General features: G+C 65.7%; 13 protein-coding genes. 8 read left to right on the forward strand and 5 right to left on the reverse strand.

Annotated elements, in window-relative coordinates; genetic code table 11:
• Positions 1 to 66: 66 nt before the first annotated feature.
• The gene (locus JQ603_RS15050) at positions 67 to 1,617 is read right to left on the reverse strand and encodes an acyl-CoA synthetase (RefSeq protein ID WP_212340563.1); all 1,551 of its coding nucleotides are present in this window, start codon (positions 1,615 to 1,617) and stop codon (positions 67 to 69) included.
• Between the two features lie 267 nt (positions 1,618 to 1,884).
• Here JQ603_RS15050 and JQ603_RS15055 point away from each other — a divergent pair, with 267 nt between their 5' ends.
• The 8 genes from JQ603_RS15055 to JQ603_RS15090 all read left to right on the forward strand — a co-directional run bounded on the left by JQ603_RS15055 (position 1,885) and on the right by JQ603_RS15090 (position 11,692).
• The gene (locus JQ603_RS15055; RefSeq protein ID WP_212340564.1) at positions 1,885 to 3,021 is read left to right on the forward strand and encodes an acyl-CoA dehydrogenase family protein; all 1,137 of its coding nucleotides are present in this window, start codon (positions 1,885 to 1,887) and stop codon (positions 3,019 to 3,021) included.
• 12 nt (positions 3,022 to 3,033) lie between these two features.
• Positions 3,034 to 4,197 carry an acyl-CoA dehydrogenase family protein gene (locus JQ603_RS15060; protein ID WP_212340565.1) on the forward strand — a complete coding sequence of 388 codons (1,164 nt, stop codon included), beginning with the start codon at positions 3,034 to 3,036 and terminating at the stop codon, positions 4,195 to 4,197.
• Positions 4,197 to 4,853, forward strand: a complete 657-nt coding sequence (locus tag JQ603_RS15065; protein WP_212340566.1) for a glutathione S-transferase family protein — start codon at positions 4,197 to 4,199, stop codon at positions 4,851 to 4,853. Before JQ603_RS15060 ends, JQ603_RS15065 begins: the two co-directional genes overlap by 1 nt.
• A gap of 205 nt (positions 4,854 to 5,058) precedes the next feature.
• Positions 5,059 to 5,859, forward strand: a complete 801-nt coding sequence (locus tag JQ603_RS15070) for a helix-turn-helix domain-containing protein (protein ID WP_212340567.1) — start codon at positions 5,059 to 5,061, stop codon at positions 5,857 to 5,859.
• A gap of 206 nt (positions 5,860 to 6,065) precedes the next feature.
• Positions 6,066 to 6,932 (forward strand): 3-keto-5-aminohexanoate cleavage protein, encoded by an 867-nt coding sequence (locus tag JQ603_RS15075; protein WP_212340568.1) that lies wholly within the window; start codon positions 6,066 to 6,068, stop codon positions 6,930 to 6,932.
• A gap of 114 nt (positions 6,933 to 7,046) precedes the next feature.
• On the forward strand, positions 7,047 to 8,663 hold the full coding sequence (locus JQ603_RS15080; RefSeq protein WP_212340569.1) for an acyl-CoA carboxylase subunit beta: 1,617 nt from the start codon (positions 7,047 to 7,049) through the stop codon (positions 8,661 to 8,663).
• A complete protein-coding gene (locus JQ603_RS15085; RefSeq protein WP_212340570.1) occupies positions 8,660 to 10,636 on the forward strand; it encodes an acetyl-CoA carboxylase biotin carboxylase subunit in 1,977 nt (658 codons plus the stop codon). Before JQ603_RS15080 ends, JQ603_RS15085 begins: the two co-directional genes overlap by 4 nt.
• Positions 10,637 to 10,894: 258 nt before the next feature.
• Entirely contained in the window at positions 10,895 to 11,692 is a 798-nt protein-coding gene (locus JQ603_RS15090) for a hypothetical protein (protein WP_349630740.1), read from the forward strand.
• 114 nt (positions 11,693 to 11,806) lie between these two features.
• Here JQ603_RS15090 and JQ603_RS15095 read toward each other — a convergent pair whose 3' ends face one another.
• The 4 genes from JQ603_RS15095 to JQ603_RS15110 form a co-directional block, all read right to left on the reverse strand.
• The gene (locus JQ603_RS15095) at positions 11,807 to 12,802 is read right to left on the reverse strand and encodes an ABC transporter ATP-binding protein (RefSeq protein WP_212340571.1); all 996 of its coding nucleotides are present in this window, start codon (positions 12,800 to 12,802) and stop codon (positions 11,807 to 11,809) included.
• A complete protein-coding gene (locus JQ603_RS15100) occupies positions 12,799 to 13,806 on the reverse strand; it encodes an ABC transporter ATP-binding protein (RefSeq protein ID WP_212340574.1) in 1,008 nt (335 codons plus the stop codon). The genes JQ603_RS15095 and JQ603_RS15100 overlap by 4 nt, the downstream gene beginning before the upstream one ends.
• Positions 13,806 to 14,699 (reverse strand): ABC transporter permease, encoded by an 894-nt coding sequence (locus JQ603_RS15105; protein WP_212340575.1) that lies wholly within the window; start codon positions 14,697 to 14,699, stop codon positions 13,806 to 13,808. Before JQ603_RS15105 ends, JQ603_RS15100 begins: the two co-directional genes overlap by 1 nt.
• A gap of 194 nt (positions 14,700 to 14,893) precedes the next feature.
• Positions 14,894 to 15,841, reverse strand: coding sequence for an ABC transporter permease (locus tag JQ603_RS15110; protein ID WP_212340577.1), 948 nt, complete (start codon positions 15,839 to 15,841; stop codon positions 14,894 to 14,896).
• Positions 15,842 to 15,860: the final 19 nt, after the last annotated feature.

Here is a 15,860-nt window from a genome sequence, read left to right on the forward strand (position 1 = left end):
CCTTGGGGTTTCTTGTTGGCTGGGGCAGGCACTTCAAAACAAAAGCGCCCGCAAGGGGCGCTTCGATCAGGCGTTGGCGGCTTTCCTGTCGACCTCCGAGGCGACGGAGAACTCTTTCCGCAGCGTCGGCTTGTGGATCTTGCCAGTGGCGTTGCGCGGCAACGCATCGACGAAGCGGACCTGGCGCGGACATTTGAAGCGCGCCAGATTGGCCGCGCAATGCGCGAACACATCCGCCTCGGTCAGCCGCTGGCCCTGCTTGACCGCGACGATGGCAAGGCCCACCTCGCCCCATTGCGCGTCGGGGATGCCGATCACGGCGGCTTCCGCGATCGCGGTGAGCTGGTGCAGGACGTTCTCGACCTCGGCCGGATAGACGTTCTCGCCGCCGGAGATGTACATGTCCTTCCAGCGGTCGACGATGTAGTAGAAGCCCTCCTCGTCGACGCGCGTCGCATCGCCCGTGTGCAGCCAGCCGTCGGTGAAGGAGGTCTTGTTTGCCTCCGGCCTGTTCCAGTAGCCCGGCGTGATGTTCGGCCCCCGGACCCAGAGCTCTCCGAGCTCGCCGACATCGGCATCGCTGCCGTCGGGCCGCACGATGCGCACCTCGGTGTGCAGCACCGGCTTGCCGGCAGAGCCTGCCTTGCGCGCCGCATCTTCGCGGTCGAGCACCAGCACGGCGGGCGAGGTCTCGGTCATGCCGTAGCCCTGCTGCAGCGCAACGCCGCGCGCCTCCCACACTTTCAGGAGCGCCACCGGCATCGGTGCGCCGCCGACGCCGCCGACGATCAGCCGGCTGAGGTCGGTCGTCGCGAAGGCCGGATGCTGCGCCATGAACTGGTAGATCGCGGGCACACCGAAGAACACGTTGATGCCCTGCGCGGGATCGTTGATCAGGCCGAGCGCCGTTCCGGGGTCGAAGGCGCGCATGATCATGACGGTGCCGCCGGCATGCAGCACCGGATTGGTGTAGCAATTCAGCCCGCCGGTGTGGAACAGCGGCAGCACGGTGAGCAGCACCGAGGACGGCCCGATGCAGGCGGGGCCGCCGAGATTGACGCAATTCCAGAAGGTCATGCCATGGGTGATGGTCGCGCCCTTCGGATGGCCCGTCGTGCCCGAGGTGTACATGATGGTCGAGACGTCATCGAGCGTGACCTCCTCGATTGCCTCGAGCGGCTTTGCGGCGGCGATGCCGGCCTCATAGGCGCCGCCTGGGCCAAGCAGCAGGCTGGTCGCAACGTTGCAGAGCTTTGCGACGCTGAGCGCGGTCTCGGCCAGATCGGTGTCGTGGATCATCACCTTCGGCGCGCAGTCGGCGGTGATGAACTGGAGCTCGGGAACGGTGAGGCGGGTGTTCAGCGGCACGAAGATGGCGCCCAGCCGGCCGCAGGCGAACTGCACCTCCAGCGTATCGGTCGTGTTCAGCGCCAGCACCGCGACGCGGTCGCCGCGCGAGACTTTCAGGGTGTGACGCAGGAACGAGGCGAGGCGCGAGACGCGGGTGTCGAGCTGCGAATAGCTGAAGCGGCGCCCGCTCGCGAGGTCGATGAGCGCGACTTTGCTCGGCGTGCGGCGGCCATGGTGGGCGATCCAGTCGTAGTAACGAACGGCCAAAAATCCCTCCCTCGGCGGGTCTTGTGCCGCCTGTATCCTCGTGCCGGGCACCATGCCCGGCGTGGTCGCGAGGGCCAGCCGGAGTTTGTGCACCAGGTCTTTTTTGATTTGGAGTTGGCCTGCGAGGAGCGAAAATCGTCTTGCGTTGAGTTGCTAGGACATACTCTGCTCCAGAGCGGTTCCTCCGGTCAGCCACTCTGCGCAAGTGAACGGCGAATGTTCCGGCCATGGTGGACGCGACGAATCCGCCAACAGGGCGAGACTGCGATGAAGAGCCCGTTCTATACCGCCGAGCACGACGCCTTCCGCGATGTCATGCACCGCTTCGTCGAGAAGGAGATCGCCCCGTTCGCCCATGAATGGGACGAAGCCGGCGAATTCCCGCGCGCGCTCTATCGCAAGGCCGCCGAAACTGGCCTGTTGGGGCTCGGATTCCCCGAGGAATATGGCGGCATCGCCGCCGACCAGTTCATGAAGATCGTCGCCAGCCAGGAATTGGCGCGGGCCGGCGCCGGCGGTATCAGCGCCAGCCTGATGAGCCACACCATCGGCTCGCCCCCGATCGCGCGCGCCGCGCGTCCCGAGGTGAAAGCGCGCGTGCTGCCGCAGGTGCTGTCAGGCGAAAAGATTTCCGCGCTCGCGATTACCGAGCCGGGCGGCGGATCCGACGTTGCAAATCTCCGCACCCGGGCGCGGCGCGACGGCGATCACTACGTCGTGAGCGGCGAAAAGACCTTCATCACCTCGGGCGTGCGCGCCGATTACCTGACTGTTGCGGTGCGCACCGGCGGCGAGGGCGCCGGCGGCGTCAGCCTGCTCCTGATCGAGGGCGACACGCCCGGCCTGTCGCGAACGAAGCTGAAGAAAATGGGCTGGTGGGCCTCCGATACCGCGACGCTGCATTTCGACGAATGCCGCGTGCCGGCCGAAAACCTGATCGGCGAGGAGGGGCAGGGCTTCAAGATCATCATGCAGAACTTCAACAGCGAGCGCATGGGCATGGCGGCGAGCTGCACTGCCTTCGCCCGCGTCTGCCTCGACGAGGCGATCGCCTACGCGAAGGAACGCAAGACGTTCGGCAAGCCGCTCGCCCAGCATCAGGTCATCCGCCACAAGATCGTCGACATGGCGCAGAAGGTGGCGGCCAGCCAGGCGATGCTGGAGATGCTGGCCTGGCGGCTCGAGCAGGGCGAGAGCCCGGTCGCCGAAATCTGCATGATGAAGAACCAGGCGACGCAGACCATGGCGTTCTGCGCCTCGGAAGCCGTGCAGATTTTCGGCGGCGCCGGCTTCATGCGCGGCATCAAGGCCGAGCGCATCTACCGCGAGGTCAAGGTCAACGCCATCGGCGGCGGCACCGAGGAGATCATGAAGGATCTGGCGTCGCGGCAGATGGGGTTGTGACGAGAGGACAAAATGCTATTCACCGCCGACCACGACGACATCCGCCGTTCCTTGCAAAAATTCATCGCCAACGAGATCAATCCTCATGTCGATGAATGGGAGAAGGCCGACATCTTCCCGGCGCATGAGCTGTTCAAGAAGATGGGCCGTCTCGGCTTCCTCGGGCTGAACAAGCCGGTCGAGTTCGGCGGCTCCGGCCTCGACTATTCCTACGCGCTGATGATGGCGGAGGAGCTGGGCGCCATCACCTGCGGCGGCGTGCCGATGGCGATCGGGGTGCAGACCGACATGGCAACGCCGGCATTGGCGCGCTTCGGCTCCGACGAGGTGCGGCGCGAATTTCTGGCGCCGTCGATCTCCGGCGATTACGTCGCCTGCATCGGCGTCTCCGAGCCCGGCGCGGGCTCCGACGTCGCCTCGATCAAGACCAATGCGCGCGCCGACGGCGACGATTACGTCATCAACGGCGGCAAGATGTGGATCACCAACGGCACCCAGGCCGACTGGATCTGCCTGCTAGCCAACACCGGCGATGGGCCGGTTCACCGCAACAAATCGCTGATCTGCGTGCCCATGAAGAGCAAGGGCGTCACGGTCGCGCGCAAGCTCGACAAGATGGGCATGCGCTCGTCCGATACCGCGCAGATCTTCTTCGACAACGTCCGTGTGCCCAAGCGCAACCGGATCGGCGAGGAGGGCAAGGGCTTCACCTACCAGATGATCCAGTTCCAAGAGGAGCGGCTCTGGGGTGCGGCCGCCTGCCTGAAGGCGCACGAATACATCATCGACCAGACCATCGAATACACCCGCAACCGCAAAGCGTTCGGCAAGTCGATCCTCGACAACCAGGTCGTGCACTTCAAGCTGGCGGAGATGCAGACCGAGGTCGAGCTGCTGCGCGCGCTGATCTATCGCGCTGCCGAGCAGCTGGTCGCCGGCGAGGATGTGACGCGCCTTGCGACCATGGCCAAGCTGAAAGCGGGGCGCCTCGGCCGCGAGCTCACCGACGCCTGCTTGCAATATTGGGGCGGAATGGGCTTTACCAACGAGACGCCGGTCAGCCGTGCCTATCGCGACAGCCGCCTGACCTCGATCGGCGGCGGCGCCGACGAGGTCATGCTGATGGTCCTGTGCAAGATGATGGGCACGCTGCCGGGTAGCAAGGGAAACGCCTGATGATCACGCTCTATCACTGCGACGCCGCGCGCTCGTTCCGCCCGCTCTGGATGCTGGAGGAGATGGGGCTGCCATATGAACTGAAGATGCTGCCGTTCCCGCCGCGCGTCTTCGCCAAGGACTATCTTGCGCTCAATCCGCTCGGCACCATTCCCTTCATGATCGACGGCGAGACCAGGATGACGGAATCCTCCGGCATCTGCCATTACCTTGGCACCAGATATGCCCCGACGCCTTTGATGGTCGGGTCTGAGGATCCCGCCTATGGCGCGTTCCTGAACTGGATGTATTTTTCCGACGCCACGTTAACCTTCCCGCAGACGCTGGTGCTCCGATACACCCAGCTCGAGCCGGAGGAGCGCCGCAATCCGCAGGTTGCTACCGACTATGCAAAGTGGTTCCTGGGACGGCTGCGCGCCGTTGAGGCAGCGACCGCGAATGCCGAAACCTTGTGCGCCAGCCGCTTCACCGCCGCTGACATTGTCATTGGTTATGCGCTGCGCCTCGCCGACAGTATCGGCCTCGCCAAGGACTTCGGGCCAAATGTCGCAGCCTATTGGGCGCGTTTGCAGCAGCGCGACGGCTTCAAGCGTGCCGTTGCTGCGGAGCAAAAGGCAGGCGTCGAGCAGAATGTTGCGCCGAGGGTGAGGGCGTAAGGGAGGCTGTCGTTCCGGGGCGCGCAATAGCGCGAACCCGGAATCTCGAAGTTGCGGCGCGAGGTTCCGGGTCCGCCCTTCGGTCGTCCCGGAACGACGATTTTTTGCGCGCCCTGACAGCGCTATCCCGTCGTGACAGCGCCCAAATTTCCGCTAAGGTGACCTCCGTCCGCAGCGGCCAGAGAGCCGCGCGAGGAGGAGCCCAATGGAATATAGCGGTCGCGAATCCGACCATCTGATGCTGATCACGCCGGAGCGGGTGTTCTATGCGGGCCTGCTCGGTCGCCCCCGCAAGCGGACCCCGGGCTGTTGCCATGTCTATGTGGCGGTGAAGGGCAATCTGCACCTGACCATCGACGACGTCCTCGCGACCGGCGAGCTGTTCGTCACCCTGCCGAACCAGCGGCATTCCATCGCCAGCGACTATCGCACCGCGATCAGCGTGACGCTTGAGCCCGAGAGCATGCCGGATGGTGTCATCGAGGCCCTGGCCGAGCGGCTGACCGGACCCGATCGGGCCGTCTATGCCCGTAAGATCCTTGCCGCCTACGCGCTGCTGCGCCAGCGCCGCTACGGCGATATCACCACCGCCGAATTCGACGAGATGTGTTTTGGCGAGGCGCTGCCGCGCCGCGTGCTCGACCCGCGCGTGACGCGTGCGGTCGCCCGCATCGAGCGCTTCTCCGGCGAGCCGGTGACGGCGGATACCTGCGCCACTGAGGCGGGCCTCTCCGCTTCACGCTTCCTGCATCTGTTCAAGGAGGAGACCGGAATCTCCTTCCGCTCCTTCCGCGCCTGGAAGCGCGCGCGGCATCTGCTGCACTTCGCCAACCAGGACCTCAACCTCGCCCATCTCGCGCAGGATATCGGCTATCCCGATTCCACGCATTTCAGCCACTCGATCCGCCGCTTCTACGGATTGAAGCCCCGCGCGATCTTCGTCGGCTCGCGGGATCTTGCGATCTATCGCAGCACCGAAACGGTGCGGATGGCGGAGGCTTCGTAGGGTGGGTTAGCCGAGCAGATGCGCGAAGCGCATCTGCTCGGCGTAACCCACCACTTCTGTCTCCGCGGAAACTAAAATGGTGGGTTACGCCTTCGGCTAACCCACCCTACGACACCTTCTTTCCCAGCTTCTCCGCGCAAGAAGCCGCATGTCGCGCGTCACATGATCGCAAGCGTTGAATTCTCAACGTGCGAGATATTTTTGGCATGAGCGACAAGGCTGTCATCACCTGCGCGCTGAACGGCGTGCTCACCGACCCGAAGCAGCACAACGTGCCCGTCACGCCCGAGCAGATGGCGCGCGAGGCCAAGGCTGCCTTCGATGCCGGCGCGTCCATCATGCACATCCACCTGCGCCAGCAGGCGCCGGGCAAGGGGCATCTGCCGTCCTGGGAGGTAGCGGTCAGCAAGGAGATCCAGCAGGCGATCCGCGAAGCCTGCCCGGGCGTCATCATCAACCACACCTCGGGCGTGTCGGGGCCGAACTACTCCGGCGCGCTCGACTGCATCCGCGAGACGAAGCCGGAGATCGCCGCCTGCAACGCCGGCTCGCTGAATTATTTGAAGGTGAAGGCCGACAACAATTGGGCCTGGCCGCCTATGATGTTCGACAACGCGGTCGAGAAGGTGAAGGACTATCTCGACGTCATGAACGCCGTCGGCACCATTCCCGAGTTCGAATGCTTTGACGTCGGCATCGTCCGCTGCGTCGGCATGTACCACCAGGTCGGCATGTACAAGGGGCCGCTCGAATATAACTTCGTGATGGGCGTCGCCTCCGGCATGCCGGCTGATCCCGAGCTGCTGCCAATCCTGATCAAGCTGAAACGGCCCGAGGCGCATTGGCAGGTCACCGCCATCGGCCGGGAAGAGATCTGGCCGCTGCACCAGCGCTGCGCCGAGCTCGGCGGTCACTTGCGCACCGGCCTCGAAGACACCTTCTATCTCGCCGACGGCACGAAGGTGACCTCGAACGGCCAGCTGATCGAAGCCGTCGCCGCCTGCGCAAGGCGCGCCGGCCGCGAGATCGCGAGTCCTGCCGAGGCGCGGAAGATCTTTGGGACGAACAGGTAAGGTATCGCCTCACCCGTCATTGCGAGCGAAGCGAAGCAATCCAGAATCTCTCCGCGGAAACAGTCTGGATTGCTTCGTCGCTTCGCTCCTCGCAATGACGAGCAGGATTGAGTGATGTCCATTCTCGAAAACACCATTTCCCCCGGCAGCGCCAGCTACCACACCAACCGAGACGGCATGCTCGCGCTGATCGACCGCATGCGCGCGCTGGAAGAGCGCACGCGTGCGGCGTCGGCGGCGGCAAAAGACCGCTTCCACAAGCGCGGCCAGCTGCTGCCGCGCGAGCGCGTCGCGCTGGTGCTCGATCCCGGTGCGCCCTTCATCGAGCTGTCGACCCTCGCCGGCTACATGTTTGACGTGCCCGATCCGAACAAGAGCGTACCCGGCGGCGGCGTTATCGCCGGCATCGGCTTCGTCTCGGGCATCCGCTGCATGGTCAGCGCCAGTGATTCCGGCATCGACGCCGGCGCGCTGCAGCCTTATGGCCTCGACAAGACGCTGCGGGTGCAGGAGCTCGCGCTGGAGAACAAGCTGCCTTACGTCCAGCTCGTCGAAAGCGCCGGCGCCAATCTCTTGCGCTACCGCGTCGAGGATTTCGTCCGCGGCGGCAACATCTTTCGTAATCTCGCGCGGCTCTCCGCCGCGGGCCTGCCGGTCGTCACCGTGACGCATGGTTCGTCCACCGCGGGCGGCGCCTATCAGACCGGCCTGTCCGACTACATCGTCATGGTGCGCGGCCGCACCCGCGCCTTCCTCGCCGGGCCGCCGCTGCTGAAGGCCGCCACCGGCGAGATCGCGACCGAGGAAGAGCTCGGTGGCGCCGAGATGCACACGCAGATCTCCGGCCTCGGCGATTATCTCGCCGAGGACGATCGCGACGCGCTTCGCATCGCGCGCGAGATCATGGCGGCGATGGAATGGGAGCGGCCGGGCCGGGCCGCTCCAGAGTTCAAGCCGCCGCGCTACGACCAGGACGAGCTGCTCGGCATCATGCCGATGGACCACAAGCGCCCCGTCGACATGAAGCAGGTGATCGCCCGCATCGTCGACGATTCCGACTTCACCGAGATGGCGCCGAATTACGGCCCGGCCACGGTCTGCGGCCATGCCCGCATCGAGGGCCAGGCCATCGGCATCATCACCAACAACGGTCCGCTCGATCCCGCCGGCGCCAACAAGGCGACGCATTTCATCCAGGCCTGCTGCCAGACCCGTACGCCGATCCTCTATCTCAACAACACCACCGGCTACATGGTCGGCAAGGCCTATGAAGAAGCCGGCATGATCAAGCACGGCTCGAAGATGATCCAGGCGGTGACCTCGGCGACGGTGCCGCAGATCACCATCTATTGCGGCGCCTCGTTCGGCGCCGGCAATTACGGCATGTGCGGCCGCGGTTTCCATCCGCGCTTCTGCTTCTCCTGGCCCAACGCCAAGACCGCCGTGATGGGCGGCGAGCAGGCCGCCGAGACCATGGCGATCGTGACCGAGGCCGCCGCCGCCCGCCGCGGCAAGCCCATCGAAAAGGACAAGCTGGATGCGATGAAGGCGCAGATCATCGGCGTGTTCGATGGGCAGATGGACGTGTTCTCGACCAGCGCCCGTGTGCTCGACGACGGCGTGATCGATCCGCGCGACACCCGCGCGGTGCTGTCGGAGGTGCTCGCGATCTGCCGCGAGGGTGATGCGCGCTCGCCCCAGCGCATGCAATTCTCGGTGGCCCGCCCATGAGGAACGGATCAGTGCATCACCGGCCGTTCTTCAAGGTTCTGGTCGCCAATCGCGGCGAGATCGCACTGCGTGTGATGCGCAGCGCGCGGCGGCTCGGTCTCGGCGTCGTCGCGGTCTACTCGGACGCCGATCGCGATGCGCTTCACGTGAAGCACGCGGATCAGGCCGTGCGCATCGGCGAGGCCTTGCCGGCGCAATCCTATCTCAACATCCCCGCGATCATTGCCGCGGCGAAAGCCAGCGGCGCGGATGCCGTTCACCCCGGCTACGGCTTCCTCGCCGAGAACGAGGATTTCGCGCAAGCCTGCAACGATGCCGGCCTCGTCTTCATCGGCCCGTCGCCGCAGGCGATCGAGGCGATGGGCAACAAGGCCGGCGCCAAGGAGATCATGAAAAAGGCCGGCGTGCCCTGCGTTCCAGGCTATCAAGGTGCCGACCAAAGCGACGAGGTCATGCTCGCGGAGGCCAAAAAGATCGGCTTCCCCGTGATGATCAAGGCGGTGGCCGGCGGCGGCGGTCGCGGCATGCGGCTCGTCACCGATGCGGCGTCGTTTCCCGATGCGCTGCGCAGCGCGCGGTCGGAGGCGAAGGCGGCGTTCGGAGATCCCACCGTGATCCTCGAACGCGCCATCCAGAATCCCCGCCACATCGAGATCCAGGTGTTCGGCGACAGCCACGGCAATGCCATCCATCTCGGCGAGCGCGACTGCTCGGTGCAGCGCCGGCACCAGAAGCTGATCGAGGAGGCGCCGTCACCCGCGGTGACGCCGGAACTGCGGGCGAGAATGGGCGAGGTCGCGGTCGCTGCGGTGAAGGCGTTGCGCTATGAGGGCGCCGGCACGCTGGAGTTCCTGCTCGACGAGCGCGGCGAGTTCTACTTCATGGAGATGAATACGCGGCTCCAGGTCGAGCATCCCGTGACCGAGGCGATCACCGGGCTCGATCTCGTCGAGCTGCAGCTGCGCGTCGCGCGCGGCGAGCCATTGCCGGTGAAGCAGCAGGACATCAAGTTCTCCGGCCATGCGATCGAGGTGCGACTGTGCTCGGAGGATGCCGCGCAGGATTTCATGCCGCAGTCCGGCCGCATGGCGCGCTGGCAGGTGCCTGACGGCATCCGCGTCGAGCATGCGCTGCAATCGGGCTCGGAGATTCCGCCGTTCTACGATTCCATGATCGCCAAGGTGGTCAGCCATGGCGCGACCCGCGAGGAGGCGAGGGGGCGGCTGATCGTTGGTCTCGAGCAACTCACCGCGTTCGGCGTGACCACCAACCAGGCGTTCCTGATGTCCTGCCTGCGCCATCCCGGCTTCGCCAAAGGCGAGGCGACGACGGCCTTCATCGGCACGCATCGCGACGAACTGCTGGCGCCGCGTGCGAACGCCGCATTCGACATGGCGCTGGCGGGCCTGCTGCTCTACGTCACCAATCCGCGCGCGCCGTCATGGCAAAGTGGCCGCAGCCTGTCGGCAACGTTTCCGCTGCCCGCGAAGATCGAGATCGCCGGGCACGCGCACGAGCTCGAAATCACCCGCGAGCGCGACGGCAGTTACACCGTCGTCACCGAAGGCCGTCAGGACAAGTTCGAGATCGACCAGCTCGATGCCGACGCAATCCGCTTCCGCCACGACGGCGTGATGGACAGCGCAAAATTTCTCCGCGACGGCGATCGGCTCTACCTCCAGCACCGCGGCATTCCGCTCGTCGTCACCGATCTCACCCTAGCCGCGCCGAAAGCGGCGGCAACGAATGGCGGCGACGGCAAGGTCCGCGCCGCCATGAACGGCCGCGTCGTCGCCGTCCTCGTCAAGCCGGGCGACCGCGTCACCGCCGGCCAGCCGGTGCTGACGCTGGAAGCGATGAAGATGGAGCACGTCCACAAGGCCGGCATCGACGGCGTGATCGCCGCGATCGACGTCGCCGAGGGCGAGCAGGTGACGACGGGACGGATCGTCGCGGAGATCGGGGCCGGGTAGCGCGGCGCAAACGCAGTCTCGTAGGGTGGGCAAAGGCGCGTAGCGCCGTGCCCACGAACCGGCGATTACATTATTGAGGGATGGTGGGTACGCTTCGCTTTGCCCACCCTACGGCACCTGTAATCTGGTCGACGGCTTAAAAGCATAACACTATCAATGTGATGTTCGTCGAGATGCGTCGCGCGCAATCTCTATTGAACATAGTTCATTTTTAAGTTACATATATTGAACAAGGTTCAATATATGTGGAGGTTCCAGGTGCACGCTGATCACCACGTCCAAGCGACCGATCCCATACTCCCGTCAGTGCACCGCCGATGCTCGCTCGCGCCACCGCAGACCCGCGAAAAATACCTGATCGGCGCGCTCGCGCTCCTCACCCTGGCGGCACTCTTCGCACCCGCGCTGCCCGCCGCGGCGTGGCACATCCCGCACTTCGTCGACACCCGCCCCTGGCTGGGTGTCCCCAACGCCGGCGACGTGCTGAGCAATCTCGCCTTCCTCGCGATGGGCGTCTGGGGCTCGGAGCGGCTGCGCGGCCGCAACGATGCGCCCGTAGGCGCGAGCTGGTTCTTCGTGGGACTGATCCTCACTTGCCTGGGCTCAGGCTTCTATCATCTCGATCCGGACGCGCCGCAGCGGCTCGTGGCCGATCGTCTCGGCATGGCGGTGGCGTTCGCAGGCTTTCTGGGCATCGCGGCCGGCGAGCGCATCAGCACGCGTGCAGGCGAGGCGGTGCTGGTGCTGATGATGGTTGCGGGCCTGCTCGCGGCCTGGGTGGCGCGCGAGAATCTCACGCCATGGGTGGCCGTGCAGTTCGGCGGCATGGCGCTCGCCGTGGGACTGGCGTTGACGCGGCCCCGGCCCGGTGCGGTGGGCGTGCCGCTTGGCGGCGTGATTGTCTTTTATGTGCTGGCGAAGCTCTTCGAGCTCGGCGACGCGACTATCTTCGAAGCGACCGGACACATTGTCTCGGGCCATACGCTCAAGCATCTCGCCGCCGCGCTGGCGGCCTGGCCGGTGATCCGGGCGTTGCGCGATCGTAGGGTGGGTTAGCCCCGGGCCGCGCGAAGCGCTGGCGTAACCCACCACTTCTGTCACCGCGGAGGCCAAAGAGGTGGGTTACGCGCTGCGGCCTGCGCTTCGCACAGTCCGCTTCGCTAACCCACCCTACGCAGTCGCGTTGCTCCGACCAGTCCCTTCATTCAGCAAACACGCCACCTGATGCACATCGCCTGCGTCCACCAGCGCCGGCCGCTCCGTCTTGCATCGCTCCATCGCGAATCGGCAGCGCGTGTGAAACGCGCAGCCGGAGGGCGGATTGACCGGACTTGGCACGTCGCCGTCGACCAGCGGCGCGAGCTTCTTTGCCAACGGGTTCGCGATCGGCACCGAGGCGAGCAGGGCCTGCGTATAGGGATGCCTGGGATTGCGGAACAGCTCGTTCTTGTCGGCGATCTCGACGATGCGCCCCAGATACATCACCGCGACGCGGTGGCTGATATGGGCGACCACGGCAAGATCGTGCGCGATGAAGAGATAGGAGAAGCCGTGCTGGCGCTGCAGGTCGATCAGGAGGTTGATGACCTGCGCCTGGATCGAAACGTCGAGCGCGGACACCGGCTCGTCGCAGACGATCAGGCGCGGCCCGAGCGCGAGCGCGCGTGCGATGCAGATGCGCTGGCGCTGGCCGCCTGAAAATTGATGCGGGAAATTGCCCATCTGGTCTGGCCGCAAGCCCACTTGCTCGAACAGCTTGGCGACCCGATCCTCCAGCTCCTTGCCGGTTGCGAGCCCGTGCACGGCGAGCGGCTCGCCGACGATGTCGCCCGCGGTCATGCGCGGATTGAGCGAGGCGAACGGGTCCTGGAACACGATCTGCATCGAGCGGCGGTGCGGGCGCAGCGCAGTCTTCGAGAGGTGCGTGATGTCCTCGCCGTCGAGACGGATCTGGCCCGAGGTCGGCTCGACCAGCCGCAGCACGCTGCGCGCCACCGTCGACTTGCCGCAGCCGGATTCGCCGACGAGGCCCAGCGTCTCGCCGGCGCCAAGCGAGAACGAGACGCCATCCACCGCATGCACGGTGCCGACCTGCCGGCGCAGCACGCCGGCGCGCACCGGGTAGTGCTTCTTGAGTTCGGTGACTTCGAGCAGCGCCTCGGTCATGCCACCTCCGCCACTTCTTCCGCGCGCCAGCACGCCGCGAGATGGCCGCCGCCCCAATCCGCGAGCGGTGGATATTCGGCCTCACAACGCTTGATGGCGAGCTTGCAGCGCGGCGCGAAGGCGCAGCCCTGCGGCAGCCGCACCAGCGAGGGCACGGTGCCCGGAATTTCGTTCAGGCGCGCCTGTGCCGGTGCGCCGGAGGCCGGGACGGCCGGGATCGAGGCCATCAGGCCGCGCGTGTAGGGATGCTTCGGAGCTGCGAACAGCGCCTCGACGCTGGCTTCCTCGACCTTGCGGCCGGCATACATCACGATTACGCGCTGCGCGGTCTGCGCGACCACGCCGAGATCATGCGTGATGAGGACGAGGCCGGTGCCGAGCTCCTTCTGCAGATCGAGGATCAGCGCCAGGATCTGCGCCTGAATGGTGACGTCGAGGGCCGTGGTCGGCTCGTCCGCGATCAGCAGCGCCGGACGGCACGCCAGCGCCATCGCGATCATCGCGCGCTGGCGCATGCCGCCGGAGAGCTGGTGCGGATATTCGCGCGCGCGCCGCGCCGGTTCGGGGATGCGCACCAGCCGCAGCATCTCCACGGCGATATTCTGCGCCTCCTTCGACGAGATGTTCCGGTGCAGCCGTACGGCCTCGACGATCTGGTCGCCAATCCGCATCACCGGATTGAGCGAGGTCATCGGTTCCTGGAAGATCATGGAGATGCGGTTGCCCCTGACCGCGCGCATCTGCGCTTCATCCAGAGCCAACAGGTCGGTGCCTTCGAGCGTCACGGAGCCGCCGACGATGCGGCCGGGCGGATCGGGCACGAGGCGCATCAGGGACAGCGCGGTGACGCTCTTGCCGCAGCCGGATTCGCCGACGATCGCCAGCGTCTCGCCGCGCTTCACGGTGAAGGAGACGTCGTCGACGGCCTTGAACAGCCCGGAGTTGGTGAAGAACACCGTCTTCAGGTTCTTCACTTCGAGCACGAGATCGGATTTTTGTGCCATCAGCCGCGCTGCCGGGGATCGAGGATGTCGCGCAGGGCGTCGCCGAACAAATTGGCGCCGAACACGGCGAGGCTGATCGCGATGCCGGGGAAGATCACCAGCCACGGCGCCGTGCGGACGTATTCGGCGGCGGATTCGGAGAGCATGCGGCCCCATGACGGATAAGGCTCGGGAATGCCGAGGCCGAGGAAGGAGAGCGAGGCTTCGGTGAGGATGGTCGAGCCGAGCTGGGCGGTGGCAAGCACGATCAGCGGCGCCAGCGTGTTCGGCAGCACGTGGCGGAGCGCGATGCGCATCTCGCTCATGCCGATCGACTTGGCGGCCTCGACGAAGGGCTGCTCGCGCAGCGCCAGCGTGTTGGCGCGGATGACGCGCGACACGGTCGGGATCAGCGGAATGGCGATGGCGATGATGACGTTCGGCAGTGTAGGGCCGAGGGCCGCCGTCATGATCAGGGCCAGCACCAGCAGCGGCAGCGCCTGGAGCACGTCGGAGACGCGCTGGAACACGAGATCGACCCAGCCGGAGAGATAACCGGAGGTGAGGCCGACGATGACGCCGATCGTGCCGCCGAGCGCGGTCGAGCCGATGCCGACCGCCAGCGAAATCCGTGCACCGTGGATGATGCGGCTGAACACGTCGCGGCCGAACGAGTCCGTTCCCATCCAGTGCGCGAGACTCGGGCGCGCCAGCGCGCGGGCGGAATCGACCGTGAGGGGATCATAGCGCGCGATGAAATCGGCAAAGATCGCGGTGAGCACGAACACCGCCATGATGACGAGCCCGGCCGCGCCCAGCACATGCCGCTGCGCCATGAACAGCACGCGCCGCCACCCGCCGGGGGCATGCGCTCCGGCCCGCCTCAGTTCAACGTCAAAGTCGATCGCGGCCATAGGTCTACCTTCCCCCTCTCCCCGCGTGCGGGGAGAGGGTCGGGGTGAGGGGGGCTCTCTGCAGGGGAGGTGAGAGTTTCGCTTGCGGAGACGCCCCCTCACCCGAATTTGCGCTTTGCGCAAATTCGACCTCTCTCCGCAGGCGGGGAGAGGTGAAGGAGAGCGCGCGCGCTGTGTGAGAGACAATCATGCGGCTAATCCGTGTACCTGATCCGCGGATCGAACACCGCGTAGAGCATGTCGACGGTGAAATTCGCGAACACCACCACGACGGCAATGAACATCACGAGGTTCTGCACGATCGGATAGTCGCGCCAGCGGATCGCCTCGACCAGGAAACGCGCGACGCCGGGGATGTTGAACACGGTCTCGGTGACGATCAGGCCGCCGATCAGGAACGCGGCCTCGATGCCGATCACGGTGATGACGGGCAGGATCGCGTTCTTCAGCGCATGGTGATAATTCACGGCGGCATCGGAGGCGCCCTTGGCGCGCGCGGTGCGGATATAATCCTGCCGCAGCACCTCCAGCATCGAGGAGCGCGTGATGCGCATGGTCAGCGCCGCGCTGCGGAAGCCGACGGCGGCGGCGGGCACGGCGTAGGTCGCGAACGCTTCGAGCCAGGTCTTGGGATTGGGATTGAAGATCGGTATCTGGCCGAACATCGCCACCGCCGCGGTGAGGATGAGCAGGCCAAGCCAGAACGAGGGCAGCGACAATCCGCTGAGGCTGACGACGCGCAGCGCGTAGTCGAGCCGCGTGCCTTGCTTCACCGCGCTGATGACGCCGAGCGGAATGCCAATGGACGCAGAGAACAACAGCGCGAGGCCAGCGAGCCGTGCCGTGATCGGGATCCGCGGCAGGATTTCCTGGAGCGCCGGCTTCTCCGAGACGTAGGAGTAGCCGAAATCACCGCGCAGAAAACCGCTGATCCAGTGCCAATATTGCACGATCAGCGGCTGGTCGATTCCGAGCTCTTTCTCCAGATTGGCCTTGTCGGCAGGATCGACATAGCCGGCTGCGGCAAACAGGATGTCGACGATGTTGCCGGGCACGATGCGCAGCAGGAAGAAGATGACGACCGAGATCCCGAACAGGGTCACGAGCATCAGGAACAGGCGCCGTACCAGATAGGCAAACATCCTTCGCCTCCTGCCGAAC

It is taken from the genome of Bradyrhizobium liaoningense, from assembly GCF_018130825.1.
In the GTDB taxonomy this organism is placed as follows: domain Bacteria; phylum Pseudomonadota; class Alphaproteobacteria; order Rhizobiales; family Xanthobacteraceae; genus Bradyrhizobium; species Bradyrhizobium liaoningense_B.